Origin of the sequence: Sporosarcina pasteurii, assembly GCF_041295575.1 — a bacterium.
Classification (GTDB): Bacteria; Bacillota; Bacilli; order Bacillales_A; family Planococcaceae; genus Sporosarcina; species Sporosarcina pasteurii.
This window is the reverse complement of the sequence record NZ_CP160452.1, coordinates 1,761,563-1,783,589: the sequence shown is the minus strand read 5'-3', so window position 1 is coordinate 1,783,589 and position 22,027 is coordinate 1,761,563. Positions and strand designations below refer to the sequence as shown.

The 22,027-nt window shown below is 35.6% G+C and carries 18 protein-coding genes; 13 read left to right on the top strand and 5 right to left on the bottom strand.

Translation table 11 applies throughout. The features are described 5' to 3' along the window. Positions 1–810 precede the first annotated feature (810 nt). A complete protein-coding gene (locus tag AB1H92_RS08295; protein ID WP_115360734.1) occupies positions 811–1,173 on the bottom strand; it encodes a helix-turn-helix domain-containing protein in 363 nt (120 codons plus the stop codon). Between the two features lie 120 nt (positions 1,174–1,293). Between AB1H92_RS08295 and AB1H92_RS08290 the strand changes: the two genes are divergently transcribed. The 6 genes from AB1H92_RS08290 (at position 1,294) to AB1H92_RS08265 (ending at position 7,322) form a co-directional block, all read left to right on the top strand. Further along, complete coding sequence (locus tag AB1H92_RS08290; RefSeq protein ID WP_115360735.1) at positions 1,294–1,581, top strand: hypothetical protein; 288 nt, start codon at positions 1,294–1,296, stop codon at positions 1,579–1,581. A gap of 95 nt (positions 1,582–1,676) precedes the next feature. Then, positions 1,677–1,997 (top strand): hypothetical protein, encoded by a 321-nt coding sequence (locus AB1H92_RS08285; RefSeq protein WP_115360736.1) that lies wholly within the window; start codon positions 1,677–1,679, stop codon positions 1,995–1,997. Between the two features lie 1,982 nt (positions 1,998–3,979). Further along, positions 3,980–4,426 (top strand): ribbon-helix-helix domain-containing protein, encoded by a 447-nt coding sequence (locus AB1H92_RS08280; RefSeq protein WP_115360739.1) that lies wholly within the window; start codon positions 3,980–3,982, stop codon positions 4,424–4,426. 747 nt (positions 4,427–5,173) lie between these two features. Continuing rightward, positions 5,174–6,115, top strand: a complete 942-nt coding sequence (locus AB1H92_RS08275; RefSeq protein WP_115360741.1) for a winged helix-turn-helix domain-containing protein — start codon at positions 5,174–5,176, stop codon at positions 6,113–6,115. After that, positions 6,048–6,899, top strand: coding sequence for an ATP-binding protein (locus tag AB1H92_RS08270; protein ID WP_115360742.1), 852 nt, complete (start codon positions 6,048–6,050; stop codon positions 6,897–6,899). Before AB1H92_RS08275 ends, AB1H92_RS08270 begins: the two co-directional genes overlap by 68 nt. A 207-nt stretch (positions 6,900–7,106) precedes the next feature. Then, a complete protein-coding gene (locus tag AB1H92_RS08265; protein ID WP_166739507.1) occupies positions 7,107–7,322 on the top strand; it encodes a helix-turn-helix transcriptional regulator in 216 nt (71 codons plus the stop codon). A 234-nt stretch (positions 7,323–7,556) separates the two neighbouring features. On the opposite strand, the gene AB1H92_RS08260 is transcribed toward AB1H92_RS08265, so the two are convergent. Beyond that, the gene (locus AB1H92_RS08260; protein WP_115360744.1) at positions 7,557–7,805 is read right to left on the bottom strand and encodes a hypothetical protein; all 249 of its coding nucleotides are present in this window, start codon (positions 7,803–7,805) and stop codon (positions 7,557–7,559) included. Positions 7,806–7,907: 102 nt separating this feature from the next. Continuing rightward, entirely contained in the window at positions 7,908–8,483 is a 576-nt protein-coding gene (locus tag AB1H92_RS08255) for a hypothetical protein (RefSeq protein WP_115360745.1), read from the bottom strand. Between the two features lie 606 nt (positions 8,484–9,089). Here AB1H92_RS08255 and AB1H92_RS08250 point away from each other — a divergent pair. The 4 genes from AB1H92_RS08250 (at position 9,090) to AB1H92_RS08235 (ending at position 17,064) form a co-directional block, all read left to right on the top strand. Continuing rightward, positions 9,090–11,651, top strand: coding sequence for a type I restriction-modification system subunit M (locus tag AB1H92_RS08250; RefSeq protein WP_115360746.1), 2,562 nt, complete (start codon positions 9,090–9,092; stop codon positions 11,649–11,651). Next, positions 11,651–12,754, top strand: coding sequence for a restriction endonuclease subunit S (locus AB1H92_RS08245; protein ID WP_115360747.1), 1,104 nt, complete (start codon positions 11,651–11,653; stop codon positions 12,752–12,754). Before AB1H92_RS08250 ends, AB1H92_RS08245 begins: the two co-directional genes overlap by 1 nt. A 15-nt stretch (positions 12,755–12,769) precedes the next feature. After that, the gene (locus AB1H92_RS08240; protein WP_115360748.1) at positions 12,770–15,856 is read left to right on the top strand and encodes a type I restriction endonuclease subunit R; all 3,087 of its coding nucleotides are present in this window, start codon (positions 12,770–12,772) and stop codon (positions 15,854–15,856) included. 338 nt (positions 15,857–16,194) lie between these two features. After that, positions 16,195–17,064: a hypothetical protein gene (locus tag AB1H92_RS08235; protein ID WP_115360749.1), complete on the top strand. Its 870-nt coding sequence runs from the start codon at positions 16,195–16,197 to the stop codon at positions 17,062–17,064. A 407-nt stretch (positions 17,065–17,471) separates the two neighbouring features. On the opposite strand, the gene AB1H92_RS08230 is transcribed toward AB1H92_RS08235, so the two are convergent. Beyond that, positions 17,472–17,645: a hypothetical protein gene (locus AB1H92_RS08230; protein ID WP_166739506.1), complete on the bottom strand. Its 174-nt coding sequence runs from the start codon at positions 17,643–17,645 to the stop codon at positions 17,472–17,474. Positions 17,646–17,710: 65 nt separating this feature from the next. Further along, positions 17,711–18,319, bottom strand: coding sequence for a hypothetical protein (locus AB1H92_RS08225; RefSeq protein WP_115360751.1), 609 nt, complete (start codon positions 18,317–18,319; stop codon positions 17,711–17,713). 298 nt (positions 18,320–18,617) lie between these two features. Between AB1H92_RS08225 and AB1H92_RS08220 the strand changes: the two genes are divergently transcribed. The 3 genes from AB1H92_RS08220 (at position 18,618) to AB1H92_RS08210 (ending at position 21,634) form a co-directional block, all read left to right on the top strand. After that, positions 18,618–18,854, top strand: a complete 237-nt coding sequence (locus AB1H92_RS08220) for a hypothetical protein (RefSeq protein ID WP_115360752.1) — start codon at positions 18,618–18,620, stop codon at positions 18,852–18,854. 187 nt (positions 18,855–19,041) lie between these two features. After that, complete coding sequence (locus AB1H92_RS08215) at positions 19,042–19,761, top strand: Cthe_2314 family HEPN domain-containing protein (RefSeq protein WP_134268495.1); 720 nt, start codon at positions 19,042–19,044, stop codon at positions 19,759–19,761. Between the two features lie 100 nt (positions 19,762–19,861). Beyond that, complete coding sequence (locus AB1H92_RS08210; RefSeq protein WP_115360754.1) at positions 19,862–21,634, top strand: ATP-dependent endonuclease; 1,773 nt, start codon at positions 19,862–19,864, stop codon at positions 21,632–21,634. Positions 21,635–22,027 lie beyond the last annotated feature (393 nt).

The following is a 22,027-nucleotide window of genomic DNA, read 5'->3' as shown; positions in this document are numbered from 1 at the left end:
TGTTTTAGTGGCAGGGGGGGCTTTAATTACTTTAATGGTAGTCATTGACGGTGGAGTAATGAGAGTTAGCATTTACTCTTTGGATTCAACAAAGAAAAGCAGTATTTGTTAAACAATCAGGCGCGGTTGTTGGGTAAGGAATATAGAAGTTACAAAAAAAATACGGCTAGTAAAAACGCACAGATTGTGCGTTTTTAATGCTGTTTATACTGTTGATTTATGGTGCGAAACATATGCTGATTAGGATGACAATTGAAGAGCGTTTCAGCGTTTTCTCCCCATCAACCGAACCCGTTATTATGTTAACACTTCCTTTTGTAAGATATAGACCACATACAATTACATTCCGCACTGCTTGCAATGCAACAATGTTTTTCAGAATTAAAGTTCACTTTTTTATTTCCGTATGGATATTCTTAGTTGCTCTAATATGGATGGCTTATAAGTTGGAATTAGGCCGGTTGCATATTCATATGCATCCTTATTTAGATATTCCTTTAGCGGAACATAGTGAATCCCGATATCTTTTAATTCCTCGATGTTTTTCTCGTATTGTTGGTGAAGTGCTTGTTGCTTTATTTCTTACCCCATGTCATTTGTTATCCTTCCCCCGACATTATTTTACTTATTACACTTTTTTCCCGTATGCATTTATTGGTTACAGCCCTTTCAATGTACGTTTATGTTCTTTATTGGCATTGTCACTTGATATATCCGGCGAATGAGATAGAACTAAAAAGAAAAACTTGAAAAGAGATTCCTTTGACCAAGCGAATTATGATACCCTAATAATCAAAACGGATGTTCGTCCTAGTCTTTTATATAAGGTAATAACAACGCATAGAATCCTTTTTTCTGATCGAATGATAACGTTGCAAATACTTCAGATAAAATTATATCAAGCTCCTCTTCGGTCGCCACTTTATCATCTTCACTAAACTCAATTCTTTGTAGCCTACTATTATCCTCTAACATGTGAATAAATTCGCTCAATGATATATTAAAAACTGTACATACTTTTTCCAATAGGGATAAAGTGATTTCTTGGTTACCGCTTTCTATACGTGATAGGGAAGGCTGGGAAAGTCCAAGTTCCCTTGCGAAATTAACCATTGTTAAGTTATTTTCTTTCCTCAGTTTTCTGATCAAATTACCAGCTTGAAAATCGTTCATGATAAATTTCCTCCCGTTGTGTTTATATCATCGTATTATTTTCTCGTTTTACAATCAATATATTACATGGTATATTCGATAATGTGATATATTCATTTGATGAATGAGGGGAGTGTATAGATGATTGATGGTTATTCAAAAGTGGTTAATGAGTTAATTCAAAATCGGCTAGATAGTATATTGACTAGCAAAGAATTTGCAACGGCTATGGAGGGCGTTTATCAGGGTTTAGAACAAAGGCTTTCCTCAAGTATTAAAGACCTCGGTGAAAGAGAAACACATGAATTAATTGAAGATCTTCGAAACCATGTATACGAACATGTGGAAGAGCAAAGCAAGATAATTTATCGTACAGCATTTAAAGATGGTTTTTCATTTTTTGTTGATAAATTATTACCAAACAAATAAAGGGGGTGTCAGTTACGGGTTAATTTTGGAATAACGGCAAGAGTAGCAAGTGGTAGAATCCTATTGCTAGCATATAGAAACGGAGGAATATTCGAATGGACACATTATCCATAGGGAAAGAGATCACCTATCATTTTTCGATAAACTATAATATGAATAATTCAGGTACAGAGGTTGTAGAAACGCGTACGATTAAAAGAGAATATAAGCACGATGCATCCAATTCATTACAATATCTTAAATCGGATATGAAAACATATTCCGTAAATGAGGCGGGTGATCGAATTGTAGGTATGCTGGTTACTGAGTCATTACTGGGATTATCAAGTGAAATTACAGCTGATCAATTTGAGATGCTCATGGACAAGTCATGTGATCTATTCACGGTTGATATGGCCGGATTGAATTTACGTTAATAAATTAACGGTAAGGTAGTTTGCAAAAAAAATGAAGACAATAAATAGATAGTGTAGCCACGGCTACTGTGGACAAATATAATGGTGTCCTGTAGCAATATCTCCTTCCTATTGGTAGTAGGAAGGGGATTTTTTCAATTATGTACTATTTAAGTGCCATAACAACTCCACTTTTAATTCATAATGTCCCCATATATACTTGACTACTATTTTATCCCGGTCCTTTAATATCTGGATTTCTTCTTAATTAAGTCATAAATTCAAACACAACTGCACTAGTAAGTAATGTTCCAATTTACGTAAATTTGCTGCAGAACAAAACTTTATTAGGGAGAGTTTACAAGAAGATAATGAGCTACACTTCCTACATATTCACATTAATCCACAGATATTATTAATCCACAGATATTAAAATATGAGAAAATGCTATTTACGACAAAATTTAATGTAACGTTGCAAGACATGGCTGATATCGCTTTGGACAACGGCACGGGTATTTGGTGTTTTTCTGAAGATGAATCAAGAACTTTATAGATTAAAATATGAGATTTATAGTATTCATGGGAACCACGGCATGAAAATTTTCCGTGACTCAATAATAGCTTTTTTCGATAGCATGGAATATTCATGGAGACTCGAATATCTGGTAGAAAGGAAATGGTTTTTCCATGTTTTTAGAGAACAATTTTTTGAGCCGCGTATAGACTCCGAAGAATTAAAGTAAATCTTTATATACCAATCAATTTTAGCATTTCGGAAAGGGGTTAATAATCCTTTACTAGTAACTAGTTCCCCCTTTGCTACTCCGCGATACTACCCTCAAAACGGGGTCTCATAAGGATTGAAAAGTTGGAGCGTGTTGAGGGCTACCAGAGGGTATTAGTCGGCTTGGAAGACGTAAAAGCAATCATAGAAACCCATTTATATCAAGCGGTAACGGGGTTTAGGCCTATGAATCCGTTCATACCCTTAATTGGGTACACTATACTATACCCAATTGGGGGTATGAACCCGAGGGAAAAAATCGTTGTGTGACAAAAACAATATGCATATATAGAATGTTCATTGAAAAAATTACAAGGGTTAATTTAGTTGATCCGGCAGCCAAGCGAAATAACCGATGAATACCCATTCTGAAGGGAAAATGGAAGATTGTATAGGTGATTGTGGTAACTTGCCCCCAAAAACTATTTTATGATCCTTGGGTTGCCTTTGCGATGTTGAAACAGATCATTGTGTTGACTGGGTGGCGAGATATTGTGGTTGATAGGATAAAGTGATTTGAGAAGGAGATGTTTTGCAAAAGTATTGAAATCAACGAACATTTGCCGGTTCGGGCATATACGCTTACGTAACAGCCTTCTACATCAAATAGCTTGGGCTTTTAAGGTTAATAAAACGGAAAATATTATATGGTAACGATAGAAGGTGACCGATGATAGAGGCTGGATGATTGAAAAGGCATATCTAGGTTATCGAAACTGAATAATATCAACTTTGCGTCATGGTCTCTATTAATAGTAACTACTCCCGCGAAATTGATAAATCCACTTAGATTAATTGCGATATAAGTGTATTACTTACTATCTTGGTGGTGTATATTGGTATCCATTAATCGTATCTAATGGGAAATATGGTTTTAAAAATGATTGGGAAACTGTGGGAAGTATTGAAATGAATGCGTTTGTACATGGCCTCTATCATTGGTAACGGATAATGGTAACCTCTTGATTTTGTTATGTATCCAGCCATTCATGGTGAATGACTAGCCTGTTACTCAAACAAGTAGGGCTTTGTATCAATTTGCAGCCTTCTACAATTACATATCTTCGTATTGTTTCGTTGCCATACATAAAAGCATCCCTTTGATTAAAAAGGTCATCAGGTCTTCGAATATAGAAGTTATTCAGGTACATTGCTTATGAAAGGCTACGTGATTAGTTTCAATCACTGATGACTATTTGATGAAAGGTAGATGACGAATGAAAACGGCAGAGGAAATTATTAATCATTTGAATGCGACAGGTGCAAATGTTTATGATTTAAGTGAGCAGCTGGGATTCGGAAGATCAACTTTGCAGGGAAGATTGAAAAGATTGATGTATAAAGTGAATCAGGAAGGACGATGGGTGTATACTGGTGATCCCGATGAGGAGCCAAAAGATGTGGACGTCGTTTCCAAAAAGCGTATGACGACAGCGAAAACAACCCAAACAGTGTCTGGGGTGTTGAATGTTTCTAGGGACCTTTCAATTCATGAAGCATTAATGCAGTTAAAATTAGTGGATAAAGGTGTAAGAACAACTATTACGATACAACCTGAATATATGGAAGAGATGAAAATGCTTGCCACCAAAACCCGTTTACGACTGTCGGATTTGTATACATTGGCTATATATGAGTTGTTGGAAAAATATCATTCAAATTAATTTAAGAAAGGGTATGGATGTTTTAGGACATTCATACCCTTTTTGCGTTTGTATAACTTATTACATTTTACTATTTAACGGGTTACATAATTAGTCTCTTAAATGGGCTGCAGCCAAAGTTTATATAGCTGTACACGGAAAAGGTAAATGGAAGCTTGATACAATAGCCAACCCATTCATTGCGTTCATAAATAATGTTATTTAAGGACATAGGACAAAGTGGTTCTCCTTTCAGTTTTAATTATAAATATTTATTAACACTGGGACATTGTTTATCATTTTGTTTTTCAATGCTGATGTCGGCTATACAAAAGCCTGCTTACTGCAACCATTACTTTTGGGTAATACACTTTCCCTGAATGGTGAAAGGTCGGGTTCTTTTTCAATCTTTAGTATTTCCAGCCTTATTAATGTGATCTAATTTAATAAATAGTGGTCAATAATAAAAAGAATGTAAAAGGACTTGCAAAATAAAGAGAGCGATGTATAATGATTTACAAATAAATATATTATTCGACTTTCTCAACAACAAGGGAAAAACCCAAGAGGAAGTAGTGAAATACACATCTTCATGTGTGTCTATTTTGCTGCGTCTATCTTTGGTTTTTCTCTTTTTTTATTGCCAAAAATTCGTAGGCGCCGAAATAAAGAAAGGATTGATAAAAAAAGGTTTAGGTAGAACGACTGTTCAAGGCCATATACTGCAAATAACTAAAGTTGAGTTAAAACAGCAAAAGTGACAAGGAGTTGATTTCTATTAAATTAAAAAAGTTAAAAAGGGTCGTTATAAAAGAAGAGCTATTCAAATTGACCGGTAGCATGGAAGAGGCCGTCATATTGAACCAGTTCATCTATTGGTCAAAAAGGACGAAAGATGCAGATCAATATATTGCCGAGGAGAAGAAACGGGTAGGGGAAAATGATAAGTCAATAAATTCGACATTATCCAAAGGCTGGATTTACAAGACGGCCGAAGAACTTGCCGATGAAGTAATGCTTGGTATATCCATCACTACGCTTCGTAAGCATTTAAAAAAATTAGTAGATCAAGGTTATTTAAGTAGGCGAAATAACCCGAAATACAAGTGGGATAAAACTTTTCAATACCGTGTAAATTCAACGAAGTTAATGTTTGATTTGCAAAAAATGGGATATGAATTGGAGGATTATCCCGAACTGTCACGAAACTACAAAATTGATGTTTCGAATAAGAAGAATAATGACTTGAATGGTCAAAATTGTGATTCGAAGCGCGAAAATTGTGCTGCAATACCAGAGATTACTTCAAAGATTACTTCAGAGAATATCCCAAAGACTTCATCATCCAAAGAAGTCGATGAAGATGGCGAGAAAAATAATCATTTAAATCAATTTGATTTAATCTGTGAAACCTATTTGAGGTTAAGTAAGAAAACACGGTCACGGTTATCTGATTACGATCAAAAGACAATGTGGAAGGTAGTTCGAAAAAATTGGGACACTTATCAGGTGATTGATTGGATTAAAGAATGTTTCAAGCAATTCAAACCACAGCATGAACGTGATGCCATTCAATCATTTCAGTATGTAGCAAATTATATTTTTGACCAAGCTTATAAAAATACTCAGGAGGTCTTGCAAGATGAAGAAAGTACAGGATATTTTGCCGGAGATGAATATTTCCAAAGATATGAATCCAAAATCATATGAAAAACCAAGAATATTAACAAAGGCATCTGATAAATGTATCTTTAGGATTTGTGATGGCAGGGGACAAATTCATCAGGAAAATAAACCAGGGGATGACTATATGGTAATATGTCAATGCCGGAAATATAAACAGCAACTACGTAAAATTAAGTCTGCAGGAATTCCAACTGACTATACAGACAAAACAATGAATGATTTCAAAATTGATATGTATGAAACAGACTACAGTGTGAGGCTGGCAAAATATGCTAAGCAGGCTGTCACAGGTTATCTTGACCGGTATCAGGAATTTGAGGACATGGGTAAAGGTTTCTATTTTTATAGCCAGACAAAGGGTTCAGGTAAGTCACTATTATCTATGATTATTGCAAACGAGTTAATTAAGAGGTACGAATTGAATGCCCTTTATATCTCGGTCGTTAATATGCTGACCGAACTTAAAAACAAAATGAATCAAAGCAACTCCAAGGTAGGGGTGTATGATCTAATCGAATCTTTCAAGAAAGCAGATTTGTTAATCCTAGATGATTTAGGAGTGGAGAAAGCAACCGAGTGGTCGGAGGAAATATTAACACAAATATTGGATGACCGTATGAATTATCGTAGACCTACAATTATTACATCCAATGTTTCTGTAGAGGGATTAGAAAGAAAGTACCCTGCCGGTAGGATTAAAAGCCGAATTGAAAAATTGACATTTCCGCTACGTCTGCCTGAAGAAAGTGTGAGGGAAACGTTATCAAAACAAGACAATGAAAAAATGGCTCAGATGCTATTTAATTAAAATAAAGAAATGTGTTTAATCTATTAAAATATTGGTAATCGTTGTTAAAATATTTATGTAAGGTTTTAGTACCAAAATAGGTTTAGCATAAAAAGGGAAAACCCATTGCTTAGGGTTGGCAGCAAAACAAGTGTATGTTGCTACCTCTGCATGGCGTTTTCTCTTTTTAATTATCTAACAATAACTAAAAATAAGAGGGGTGCATTAATGATGAAAATAAACGTTAAGGATTCAGATAAACTACGGGCTATGTTAATTGAAAAAGGATATTCCCAACGTAAATTCTCAAGACTGATTGGCATGAGTGAAAACTACTTTAACCAAATTATTAATCATAAGAAAAATCCTAGTCCTGCGGTTGCAAAAAAAATAACAAACCAATTAGGCGTTGAATTCTATGAGGTGTTTTTAATCACAAAGTAAAACGCGCAGGAACTTCTATTCGTAGTAAATTGCAAAGCTACATTATTACGAGGTGATTAATTTCATTGTTATTAAAGTTAGAAAATCGTCGAAGCGCATAAACCTTTCGACGATTTTTGTTCTATATTTTTTCTATCCCGAATCGCTCTACAAAATTTAAGATACCTTTCAATCTCTACATTGTGTAAAGGACCTTGAAGTGCGATGGTGAATAAAACGTATTTCGGTAAACGTTTAGGCCCCTTCTTCGGTAAGCAAGAGATAACGTTCATTATAACCAAGGTAACGAACATAGAGCGATTTTCCTTTAAACAGCTGATTTATATTTGTTAATAAATTGCAATAAGGAATGAAACCTAATTTATCTCCCCTGGCATGGATGATTACTTCAATTCCTTCTTCAGTTAATTTTTGAACCCGAACCTTTGTGTTTTGATTGATAAATAGACCGGTCATATCCGGTTGATCCGATAATAAGTACATCGATAAAATTCTCCTTTCTAATTGCCAATAATTATTTGAAAAATAAATTTACCTATCTACGGGGGGCGAGACAGGTTATATCACGTTTTATATACTCAGGGATTATATGGGCTTGTTTAATAGCCTTCTTGCCGCATTATGAGCGCTTTTTGCAAAAGGGTTATAGTACTTAAAGTCAATTGGTAAGTATTCTATAGATATTTTAAGATTTGGATTTTGAGTCTGCTTCAAATTTAAAAATTGTATTAATGTCTGTTGCTGTTTTATTAAGGATAGCCCTTTTTTAAATGTCACTTTAGAGCTAAGAATCTGATTGATATGATTGACATCGGAATAAATAATTACATGTGTGTTGAATCCATCTATATGATTTTCAAAATCTAATAGACCCGAAACTATCGCCTGTAATTCCCCGTATATATTTTTACCCCTACAATCACTTGGTGTATAAATAATGTTACTATTGACAGTTACAGATCCCTTTTGTACATAGGAGCAAGCGATAGACATCATATTACCTTTTCCATTCATGGAGCAGTCACAATAAATATACAATGTCTCTTGGCTATTGTATTGACTGTAGATCATATCTTTAAATTCCTGAGTAAGTTTGATACTGGATCGTCCCCAAAAATTTGGTTTTTTCCCACCTCCGTTTACTGAGTTTTTCACATTCATATCGCCGCCCCCTTTTTTAAACATTAGTACTACTATAGATGGTACTTGATTAAAAATATATACTATTTCCTTATCATGTCAGTTAGGAGTCATAAACGATCGTTTTGCAGTCATGAATAGTAAGTAGATATAATAGCATCTAGGCAATTGTTAATAGGGTGGAGGTGTTTGGCAGACACTTGCCCCCTTTAATTTGGCGTTCATTTTTATGTTTTTTGTTCATTATAAGTACACCTCAACGAGACAATATTAAACATGGATATATTGAGCTTTTAATTGTTTGATTAGGCTTGTATTGGATGCATTTGCTAAACAAAAGGTAAGATATCCTAGAAATGACTACCGCTTATCAAGGGGTGAGTTTAACAGCTTTCTAGACTAGTTCAGGAAGCAGATATAGCGATAGATCAATTCGTTGATTATAGTAAAATACGTTTTGTCTTTGTAACCTTGTACCAAGTCCTTAAACAGCAAGGGTTTCTTGTTTGAAAGGTACTTTCGTATGGTACAATTTAAAGGAAGAATCGAATTGTATGATATACAGGCAAACATTCAAAAGTAGAGCTTTAACTAATAAATAAACGATTAGATACAGGAGACAAAATTATGATTACATCAGAAGATATTAAAAGAAGATTATGGGACGGTGCGAATGACCTTCGTGGGTCGATGGATGCCAGTCGTTATAAAGACTATATGCTCGGGTTAATGTTCTATAAGTTTTTAAGTGACAAAACGTTAGAAGCATATAAAACAGCAAGTGGTGAAAGTGGAACAGAAGCGGAGATTGTAGGGGCATATGAACAAGCATATGACAGCTACGGTGACGGTTTAATTGATATGATCCAAGGAATTCTTGGGTATTACGTTTTACCACAACATTTATATCAAAGATGGCTGAAAGATATTCGTGAAGGGTCGTTTGAACTTGAAAAAGTAACGGAGAGTCTTCAAAGCTTTGAACGTACAGTTGCGACAACAGGTGATGTTGACGACTTTAAAGGCTTATTCTCTAGTTCGACAATTGACTTAACTGATACTGCTTTAGGCAGTAACTTAAACGCGCGTAGTAGAAACGTTCGACAATTGATTGAGTTATTTGCGGATTTAAACATGGTTGCATTACAAAAAGGTGACGTACTAGGGGATGCGTACGAATATTTAATCGGTCAATTTGCAATGGAATCTGGAAAAAAAGCCGGGGAATTCTATACGCCTCAACAAGTAAGTGAGGTCATGGCACAAATCGTTGCCAAATCAACAGACATCAGCTCAATCTATGACCCGACAGTTGGTTCGGGATCATTACTATTAACCGTGAGCAAACATTTAACTGCAGATGAACGTAAAAATCTTCACTATTACGGACAAGAGAAAAATACAGCGACGTATAACTTAACCCGTATGAACCTATTGTTACATGGTGTTCGACCAGAAAAAATGACGGTGAAAAACGGTGATACATTGGGACAAGACTGGCCTGAAGATCCAGAACGTCCAAGTGAAGGCGTTCAATTTGACGCGGTTGTGATGAACCCACCGTATTCGGTCAAAAATTGGAATCAGGAAGACTTGAAAGTAACGGACCCACGTTTTGAAATTGCAGGTGTACTCCCACCAGCTTCGAAAGGGGATTTTGCCTTTTTATTACACGGCTTATTCCACTTAGGACAAACAGGAACGATGGCAATTGTGCTGCCGCATGGTGTGTTATTCCGTGGAGGTACAGAAGGGGAAATTCGTAAACGTTTGCTTGGCAGAAACCTCATCGACGCGGTGATTGGTTTACCAGACAAATTATTTACGAATACGGGGATTCCAGTAACAGTGATGATTTTGAAAAAGAATCGTTCACTAAGTGATCCTGTGCTGATGATTGATGCATCAAAAGCGTTTATAAAAGAAGGTAGACAAAACGTTTTACAAGAAAAAGATATCGCGAAAATTGTCGATACGTATGTGACACGTAATGAAGAAATCGGCTATAGCCATAACGCGACATTAAAAGAAATTCAAGAAAATGAGTATAACTTAAACATTCCACGTTATATTGAAGCGATTGAACAAGACATTGCACATGATGTTGAAGCACATTTATACGGCGGCATTCCAACGCGTCAACTCGAAAAGTTAACCGTCCTTCACGATTTCACGAAAGATGTGCTATATGCAGCTTGTGAAGAAGTTCGTCCAGGATATGTGGAACTAACGAAATCTGTTGATGTGTTAACAGAAGATGTGTTAGCACATGAGCAGGTGACAGAAAAAATTGCAACACTCACAACAGCAGTTGAAACGTATACGGCGGCCTACTGGGAACGTTTAAAACAAGTCGCAGACGTCGATGAAATCGGGCCGTTAAAAGAAGAAATGCTAACAGAGATTAAAGACGTCTTGGCACAATTTAAACATGTCGATGTGTACGCAGGCTACCAAATCATTGCGGAATTGTGGGAAGAGAGGCTCGCAGAAGATACGGAGAAAATTGTGCTTAGCGATTTTTATGAAGTTGGAAAAACACGTGAACCAAATATGGTTGTAAAAGGTTCTGGTAGCACAAAACGTACAGAACAAGACGGTTGGGTAGGCGCCATTGTCTCGAATGAATTGATCTTACAAGAACTGTACACAACGGAAGTAGAAGAAATGGATGCGAAAAAAGAAGAAGTCGGGGTGATCAACGAAGAAATCAATGAACTCGTTGAAGCGGCGAAAGTAGAAGAAAGTGAAGAAGCGGATGCATTAGGGGATGCCTTAAACGCTAGAGAAGACGACTTCACGATTGGAAATATTCGTGCGGAACTAAGAGAAGTGGAAGAAGAGTCGGAAGCCCATCGACTCCTTACGAAAGTGAGAAAACTCGTAGAACAACGTACAAAGTTCAATCGTGCCATTCGAGACGAAGAAAAAGCACTGAACGACGCAGTGGAAGAACGAATCGAACAATTAACAGACGCTGAAATCGATCAACTCATGTACAAAAAATGGTTCGGAAATGTCACTCAATCCATGACAACATTAATCGAGCAACCACTCAAAGACGAACTCGACATATTAAAACAACTCAAAGAACGTTACCGTGACACATTAGAAACAATCGATGCAGAAAGCAAACAACTTGAAAAAGCATTTGAAGCAATGCTACAAGAGCTGGTGGTGACAGAGTGATGGAAGAAAAGAAGTTGGTGCCGAAGAGGCGGTTTGAGGGGTTTGATGGGGAGTGGGAAAAAGAATATCTTGGAAACATTAGTGATATTAAAACAGGTCCTTTTGGTAGTAGTTTACATGCAAAAGATTATGTGAAATCTGGTGTACCTATTATTACTACAGAACATTTTAAAGAAGGTTTCTTACCAGTAGAAGCACATGGATTACCACAGGTATCTTCTGAAGATTATTCAAGATTAAGTGCTTATAGATTGCTAAAAGATGATATTGTCTTTTCAAGGGTAGGATCTGTAGATATCAACGCATTAACAACACAAAATCAAAACTTATTAGATACTAAAAAAGTGAAAAATGACGTTGTAACGAGAGCAGTAGGTCAAACTATGCCTTCCATCAATACTGAGATTTTAAAAAGAACAGAGTTAACTATGATTAATGCTATAAATGAACAACAAAAAATCGGCAAGTTTTTCAAGGTGTTAGACGAGCGGATTGCAAATCAAGAACGAAAAATCGACAAAGTGAAAGCCTTAAAAGAAGCGTACTTAACCGAAATGTTCCCACAAGAAGACGAAACCGTACCGAAAAGACGGTTTGGAGAATTTGAGGGGGAATGGGTAGAATCAACCATTAAAGACACGACGGAAATAAACTCAGGAATGGATTATAAACATTTGAAATTCGGGAATATTCCAGTTTATGGAACGGGTGGATATATGCTATCTGTAAATGATCAACTTTCAACCAGCGACGGTATAGGGATTGGTCGGAAAGGAACTATCGATAAGCCCCAGTTTTTAAAGGCTCCATTTTGGACAGTTGATACATTATTTTATATGATACCAAAAAAAGATTACGATATTTATTATTTATATTACTTATGTAACACAATTAAATGGAGAAAGTACGATGAATCAACCGGAGTACCAAGTCTATCAAAGGATACTATTGGAAACATAAGCATCATGACACCAATAATAGAAGAACAACAAAAAATCGGTAAATTCTTCAAAAACCTCGACAATCAAATTGCTACTGAAGAAGCGAAGCTGGAGAAATTGAAGAAGATGAAAGCGGCGTATTTAGAAGAAATGTTTGTGTAGAGAGGAGGATAATCATTGGATACGGGACGTAAAAATGCATCGGAAAAGGCATTTCAGGAGAAGTTTGTGCAGAAGCTTGAGCAATATAAATGGCGCGCGCCAGATGTATTAGATGGCAATAAACAACGAGTAACGGTACAAGATTTGGTGAATAATTGGCGGAAAGAATTGAATCGGTTGAACGCGGATGTATTAGAAGGTGTTGCACTAACAGACAGTGAGTTCCAGCAAGTGATGATGAAAGTTTCGCAGCTCGACAACAGTTATGAAGCTGCGAAACTCCTCGCGATGGAACAATCGACGGGGAAAATTGATGGCATTTACCGAGATTCAAACCCGAATATTATGCGAGAACAAGTAACCTTAACAATCTTCAAAAAAGCACAAGTGAGTGGCGGCGATTCGAGTTATCAAATTGCACGAGAAGTCGAAACGCCGAATGGCCACCGTTTTGATATCGTTTTACTCATTAACGGTTTACCTCTTATTAATATCGAACAAAAGCGTACAGATAAATCATTGGAAGAAGCATTTAACCAGTTCAAAGGTTATTACGAAGCGGGAGAGTATGCGAATAACTTTATGGCATTTTCGCAAATGATGGTCATGACGTCAGAAGTAGCGACGCGTTATTTTGCGACACCGAAGTCGATCAAAGATTTCAATCCTAGTTTCGTTTTCCATTGGGCAAATAAAAACAATAAGCCAATCAATCATTGGGAAGAAGTTGTCGAGCAATTTCTCATGATTCCGATGGCACATCAAATGGTTGGGGATTATTTAGTCATTGATGAGGCGAAGGAAGAAGAAAATCGCCGTCATATGTTATTACGCTCTTATCAAGTTCATGCCCTGCAAGCAATTGAAGGCGCTGCACTGGGTTGGGATAACGAAGACAAAATCCCACATGGTGGATTTGTATGGCATACGACGGGTTCAGGAAAGACGATTACAAGTTTTAAAACGGCGCTGTTTTTATCGACAAGAGCTGGGTTCGATAAAGTCATTTTCTTAGTGGACCGGAAAGAATTAGATAGTCGTACGAGCGAAAATTTTAAAGCGTATGCGCAGTATGAAGCAGTTACCGTTGACGATACAGCACATACATATCAGCTTCGTAAACAGCTGACATCTCCTAGTAATGGGATTGTTGTTACGACCACATTTAAGCTGAATAATCTTGTGAAAGACTTAATGGATGCGAAGGGTGATCAGTTAGCAGACAAGAAATTTGTATTTATTATCGATGAAGCACACCGCACAACGATGGGTGACATGATGGTGACGATTCGAGAGTATTTCCGTAAAAATGGCTTGTTTTATGGGTTTACCGGTACGCCTTTATTTGATGAAAATAGAGCTGCGGGAATGATTAACAAGAATAGCGAGCTTGTGAATACGACGGAAAAGCTATTCGGTCCTTTATTACACCAATATACGATTGATGAAGCGATTGCAGATAAAAACGTTCTCGGTTTCCATATTGATTACATCAACACCGGTGAATTTGAAAGTTATGACGCCTTGCGCAGACAAATTGTAGATGCCTTGCAGGAAGAGCAACCTGAAGTGCCAAGAAGAGAAGTAGAGCGTGATGTGTATGAATGGTCGGAGCTTGATGTTGAAAAGGAAGCACGGAAGCGGAAGTTGCTTTATTATCATGATGAAACCCATATCCCAAAGGTTGTAGAAGAAATACTTGACCACTGGATGGATCAGTCGCAAAATAAAAAGTTTAATGCGATTCTAACAGTTGCATTTAAACAGCGTGTGATTGCTTATTATGAAGAGTTCCAAAGGCAATTGGCAGCGCGAGATGACTTGTCCGTGAACGTTGCGATGACCTTTAGTTTTGGTTCGGATGCAGATCAGGAACCGACAGACCCAGAACTCATTAAGAAAATGTTCCAAGACTACGCTGCATTTACAGGAATTGAGTATGCTTATGGTGATTCAAGGCGCGGAGAACAAGCCTATTATGAAGATTTAGTCGAACGTGCAACGCGTGGTGGAAGTGGACGAAATCCGAGGAATATCGACTTAGTGATTGTTGCTGACCAATTATTAACAGGCTATGATTCGAAGTTCATTAATACATTGTATGTAGACCGGACACTCGCACTTCAAGGGCTAATTCAAGCGTATTCGAGAACGAACCGAATTTACGGGAAAGAGAAGGAATTTGGTTCAATTGTCAATTTCCAATATCCACGTTTAACAGAGCAAATGGTGAATGAGGCACTTATTTTATATGGAAGTGGCGGAACGAGCAGTAGTGCAATTGTTGAACCGTATCCAGAAGCGGTCGATTCATTCGTTCAGTATTCGCAAGATGTGAAGCAATTATTGACCGATCCGACAGCTTGGCAACAGTTAGAAACGAATGAAGAAGCGAAAGAAATGTTCGTCAAAGCATTTAAACAAGCGAATGCACAACTCAATACAATCCAGCAATATTATGAATTTGCGTGGGTCGATGAAGCATTTGGCTTGACCGAACATGAATGGATGCAATATGTCGGGGCATACCGTAACTTAACGCGAGATGATGAAGACGATGGAGGAGAAGACTTACCAGTATTACCGTTAGGCGAGACGAAATTAGCACATGCACAGCGGATTGATGCAAACTATATTATCCAACTCATCGGAAGTGAAGCGACAACATCAAATGGTAAACAAACAGTCGATGCGGAAACCTTACGATTAATTTATCAACATATTGAAGAAGTGAGCAATATGGGAGAGTACGATCAGGCGGAGTTATTGAAAAAGTTCGTCCAAGAAGAAATCGAACCAGGAAATGTCCCAAGTAATGTTAATTTCGACGATGCATACGAAAACTGGAAAAATGCAAAATTAAAAAAGGAAATTTATAAGATTTCGAAAGAGTGGGGCGTGAATGAGGTCATCTTTGAAAAAGCAGTGAATGCCTACTCGGTGACGAAGCCAGATGAAATTCCATACATCGAAGATATCACAAAAAGCGTTGACTACCATTCGATAGAAAATCCAAAAACACCTAACCAGCTCGTTCACAACATGGAGTTGCATAAGACATTGCCAGAAATTGTGCCGAAATTGAAGAGGAAGTTTAAGTGAATAATTTATACAGCGTGTTGGATATCATTCGACATGCTGTTTTTTTATACTCAAATCTATTAGAAGGAAATTAGAATAGTTGGTAAGCCACATGTTGTATGGTAGAGTTTATGTTACCGCTACATGTTGTGTTTGAAGTTTTATTTCTGCGAAGAATTTATTGGTTATTAAAAATACAAAACAATCATTTATACAAGGTAAAAATTATATTTTAAGAAAATGGAATATTTAGGTTTATTAATATATGAAAGATAATGTATATGATAAAAAAGTGTTAAGAGTATACGCTTTTTATGTTTAGCGTGTTTTCACTAATTTAAAGAATCAAGGAGGATTTTATGCGTATTTTGAGTGCTATCTATTCGACAGGGGATGAAACTGAAAGAGAGATTTACCTCGATGAAGTAACGCCGAGTCTTTATGAAAGAGAATTGAAGGGAAAGTTGCATTGTGTAACAAAAGGTTGTCCAGCTAGAATTAGTTTTAGCAGTGGTAGAAAATCGCATTTTAAAACCTGGAGATTTGATGAACATTCGATCGACTGCATTTTTCATTTTGATAGAATACCTATAAGTCTAGGTACTAATACAACTCAAATAATTAGTGTAGAAATTCCTTTTAATAGAAGACAAAATGCTTTAAGAGAAGCGTTTATCCTTATGAATTTAACTGATGAAGAAAAAGGAGCTATACAGAAAAAAAGAACTAGCTCTGGAAATCAAAAACCTAGAGCCATTACTACGAATACAAAGAAGAGTGCAAGTTCCATGCAGATGGTATTGTTTGATGGTGACCTTTATGAAGATGAACTCGTGCATCGTAGGAAAAATATCTCTAAACGATATGTTGATGAAATAACGGAAACAGATATTGGTGAAATTAGATTGATAATGGGGAAAGTAAAAAGCATTAAAAAAGTAGAAGAAGTGGCGGAAATAGTCGTTGAGTATAATAACGAGATAATCACAGTGGTTTTTGAAGAAGCTTTTATCGCCGAACGATTAAACAATAGCTATCTAAATAAATTTTGGTCAATCGAACGTTTACTCAGTCGTGGAAATCAAGTTCTCTTTACCGGGATTGGGGACGTTCGAAAGAATAGTAGAACAAATAGATTGGAATTAGTAGTTTATATAGGATCAGACTTTAAAGTAAATAATATTGATATGTCTAGATTGGCGGTGCAGTTTGCACAAGAAGATTTATAACCTAATGTTTTAGTGGTTGATATTAGATAATACAGCAATGCAAAAAGACGATGCTAAACAATCGGACCAGCGCAACAAGTTCTGTGATAAACGTATCAGAGTGAAAACACTTTTTACAGTAGGTAACGGATGGACTATATGAATGAGGAATTTATAGCAAGTTCAAAACTAGTTACAGAAATGAATCTACCGTATGAATATATAGGCTAAAATTGGAACAAAAATATGCCAACAGTATTCAAGCAATTGCCGAACTTACTTATGATTGCACTGAAGTAGCAAGAGAGGCTGCCAAGAGTGTTCACACTCTTTATTCTTAATCATTTCTCTATTCTTGTCGCAGCGTTAAATTGTACTTTTGAAATCATTCTTCTGACGAACATGAAAAAGCAAGGTACTTCGGTCAATTATAAAATAATAAGTGTTATAATTGTTTTACTAGTTCGAATGACTTTCGGTGAGAACACTATCTTCGGTTGATAAAAATGACGGTGAATTGCTAAAGTACGCAACGGTTCAGCAAGTAATATTGCGTACATGCCCGATTGCTGCTTCATTATCAATGATGACGTAACGCACATGAAAATACCACCAAAGTTAGATTATTGGTGGTATTGGGATATGGCACTAGAGCAATAGATGGCATTTATTGGGGAGAGATAGAGTCTAACATATAAATTATCTCAATACAGTTATTTCGGTATCTATAAGCATCTTCATATGTTATAGACCCAAAGTTACTATGTACCACATCATTTCGTAATGACATTATTGCCCTTATGTAATGAAATTGTTGTTGAGAGATCATATTCATACTTACCATAGTCTTCAAAATACTCATTGGTGTTTTGTATTCGACATTATCATCTTCACTTTGTCTGATTTTGGACAAGCGCTTTTCAACTGATTGCCATGAATCTAAAATAGCAAAATCAGGACGGAGTATGGCTAATTTTTCGAATTCGTCTAACGGAGTGAATTCCCACTCAGGTTTTGTTTCTGGAATGCTTTCACGTTGACCTGAATCTTCATTTTCATTATCAATATTAGCAAGTATTTCACTAAAAGTAATAGATTTATCTCCAGCTTTGAAAGACTTTAATCTTGTTAACAAATCAAATATTTTGGTAATGTTATCACCTATTTCTTTATGAAAAAAAATCACTATGACAAAAATAATAAATGGCCACGATGTCACAAGATTGGCGATAAAATCCAAAATCATTTTAGTAATTTCGATTATCAACACATCCATTCATTTTACTTTTACCACTATTTTACCATGAGAGTAGGCTATTACAATGACTGAGCAATAAAAAAGATGATTATCGATTATAAAAATATTGTCGAACAAGTGGATGGCCTTTGCGATTTTGGTTATACGAATATAATGAAAAACTTTGAGTTTGTCGAAGTGACAGTGAGCGAGCAGGAAGGTTCTCCATTTTGACATGTACCGAAGAGAAAGGAAGCTGAAAATGGGGGCGGAGAACTAAAACGTTCAGAAGAATTTAACGCAATCGTAAAGCCAGTAGAAGAGAGAAACCCGTTAGATGAAATCATTCACAGAAGAACGTGATGCGAAAATTGTAAACATGGCAAAAAACAATAGCCAGGAAATGTTCGAAAACAGCCACTTTAAAGATATATTTGTGGATCGGGTAATGGACGAATACACAAAGAATACAGAGGCTTATCAAAGACTAATTGGGGCGGACGATACATTTTTTAATGCTGTTTATTCATTGATTGCAGCGGATGTATATAAGACGCTGAGGTCAGAAGTCTAGTTATTTAAATAACTATAACATTTAAGTCGAAGTTGACCATAAATCCTTGTCATTAGGAAATTGTACCATGTAATAGAAGTGAAAAGTAAATGGAAATGTGCCTGTATCATAAACATAATAGTTTAGTGTACAGGCATGTTTTACTATTGGAAGTAAATGGATATAAGAAGATTGGGTGGTGCTTTTAATGGTAGATTTGTTAAAAGAAAAAGATGAGTTAAAAGAGATTTTAACAGCAAATGATTTTATAGAAGTATTCAATAATTTTAAAGTGGAAGGTATGGAAGGAAAAGAAGTTGTTGGTTTTATGTCTTCTCACAATGATGTTTCTTTTATAAATAAACATTTTAATCTTCAGGCAATTCATCGAAGTATTAGACATACAAATTTTTTTATTAAAAAATCATTAGACAAAGCATTAGAAAATATTTATATACAAGACTATAAAAAAGTGGAATTGTTCCAACCGGCGAATGAATTTGAGATGGAAGCCATTTTTTATGTGGAAAATGCAATATTTAGAACTGTAGTGTTATGGGATTTGCTAGGTCAGTTATATAACGAGTATTTCAATATAGGAGTCTCACCTCGTTCTTTGTATTATAAAGGATTTTTCAAAAAACAAAAGCAAGAGGAATTAGCAAATAATATATTCATGTATTTAGAAAAGAAGGATCTGGAGGTTGATGGTGAAATGAAAGGCCATCATAAGTTTATATCTGATTATAGAAACAAAATGACACATAGGAACTCTCCAAGTGTGACAACGCTTTCATCCTTTGATCACAATATAAGATTGCCGATGAGATTTGTTAATTATCGAGTGATAAAAGACTATGAAAAAGTAACTTTATTTATTCAAGAGTTGTTAACTATTATAGAAACTGATTATAAACGGCAAATATAATAAAATGTGCCACTAATATTATTTATCTTCTTGTTTATTACTAAGGATTATGTTTTTATCATTTAAATAGTCAAGAGTAAAATTTTATGGGGGTCTTTACATGAGTAGTATCAAAGTCAGAGGGATACAAATAGAAAATTATCGCTCCTTTGGTGAGATGAAATCCATTACTTTTCCAACTCAAGATTATAAAAAGCCAATTGCAATTGTAGGCTATAACAATGCTGGTAAGACTAATTTGCTTAATGCCATTTTATATGGCATCCGCGAAAAATACGTAAATATAAACACTTTTACAAGAGACGACTTTCATAATAGAAGTTTTAAGAATATTCCACAGATACTTACAGGAGTAACAAGTAGTTCAGAAAAGAGAGTAGATGGAAAGATTGTCGATTTGACAGGGTATCATTATCTAGATATTAATTTAGATGGTGAGGAAATTGAAGATGTAAAGGTTAATTCATATGTAGATTGGGAAAGAAAAGTTCCTAACTACAGAGTATTTGGGGCATCCAAGTATTATAAAGTTTTTTATATCAACTTTCATGAAATTAAAAAAGAGATTTCGACTAAAAAAACGAGTTGGGGGAACCTAACCTCATTTCTTGCAAAACATATTCAAAGCTTAGTAGAGACTGATCAAAAAATGCAAAGAAACAAAGATAACTTTAAAACTGAAATAAATGAGGCGACTAAAAAGATACTTTTTGGTTCGCAGTTAAATGACTTTGTAGAAAAAATACAACTAAATTACTCCAAAAATCTTCGAGATAATAATTGTAATATAGAATTTGGGTTGCCTGATTACGAAGATATATTTTTAGAAATGATGTTCAAAATAGGGCTTAATGGTGATGCAGGAAATTTGATACCACTTGAACACTTTGGTGATGGTTACATTTCAATGTTCGTAATGGCTGTAATACAAGCAATAGCAGAATCAAATACTGAAGATGAGTGTCTCTTTTTATTTGAAGAACCGGAAAGTTTTTTACACGAAAATCATCAAGAGTATTTTTACAAAACTGTATTATGTGGTTTGGCGGAAAATAACCATCAGGTGATATATACTACGCATTCAGATAAAATGATAGATATATTTGATACCAAAAGCATAGTAAGGTTAGAGTTCGATGAAAAGAAGAAGCAAACAGAAGTAAAATATAATGAATCAACACTAGAGTTTTCACCGGCCGTTAAAATTACAGAAGCTGATAATAATGAGGTTATAGACAAAGTTGAAGATTATAATAATTATATCAAGATTATTGAACCTAATTTAAATAAGATAATCTTTAGTAGGAAAGTTCTTCTTGTGGAAGGACCGAATGACATGATGGTGTATAAAGAAATAATAAGAAGAAAGGTATTAGAAAGAACAAATGATCATAAGTACTCTGACACTTATCTAAATTTCAAGAACATAGCTATTATTCCTCACCATGGTAAGATCACGGCACTAGTACTTATCAATTTATGTAAACACCTTGGATTAGATTACTTTGTTATAAATGATTTTGATTTTGATTATGATCTTGTTAGTAAAATGAACTTTGCAAGTGAGGAAGATTACAAAAATAGTGACTTTTATAATATAGAGATTGAGGAAATAAAAGCCTATAACGTAAAAGGAGAAGAGTTAAGTCTAGGGACTAAAAAAGCGATGATGACCACCAATTGGCGATTGATAAATGAAGCCAAGTTGAATCAGCTACATTTTAATATACCTAAATTGGAGAAGTTGATTAATTATGAGAAGGGGGATAAAGATAGTATTGGGATTTGGAATGCAATAAATAGAATGGACAATTTTAACGAAGACTTATTCCCGAATGAGTTAGTTGAGTTTTTAGAAATAGATGAATTGTAGCCCGCAATATATCAGAAATATTATGAAGTAAAGAGCATTAACATTAACTCTCGTCTCCATAAGCAATTTTTATTAACATAGTCAAAACCATGGGCAAAGATTTTTAAAAGAAAAAATACCTATAAAACCTTGATGCGAAAGCATTCCTACAAGACGTAGGTTGAAATCCCACCGTAACCGGCACCCCAAATGTTTGGCTGAACTGCCCAAGGCCATGGAAAGAATGAGGGTAGTGATTTAAGCAAATTGTTTTTATGTCAATCACTGCATAAACCGCGGGGGCAGTTGTTAAGGTCGATGGTTTGCCATTTTTAATAATATCATTAAACGTCGGCGCTCTATCTACCCATTGAATGTGTTCGGGGATGGTTATAAAAAAAAAGCGGACCTCCT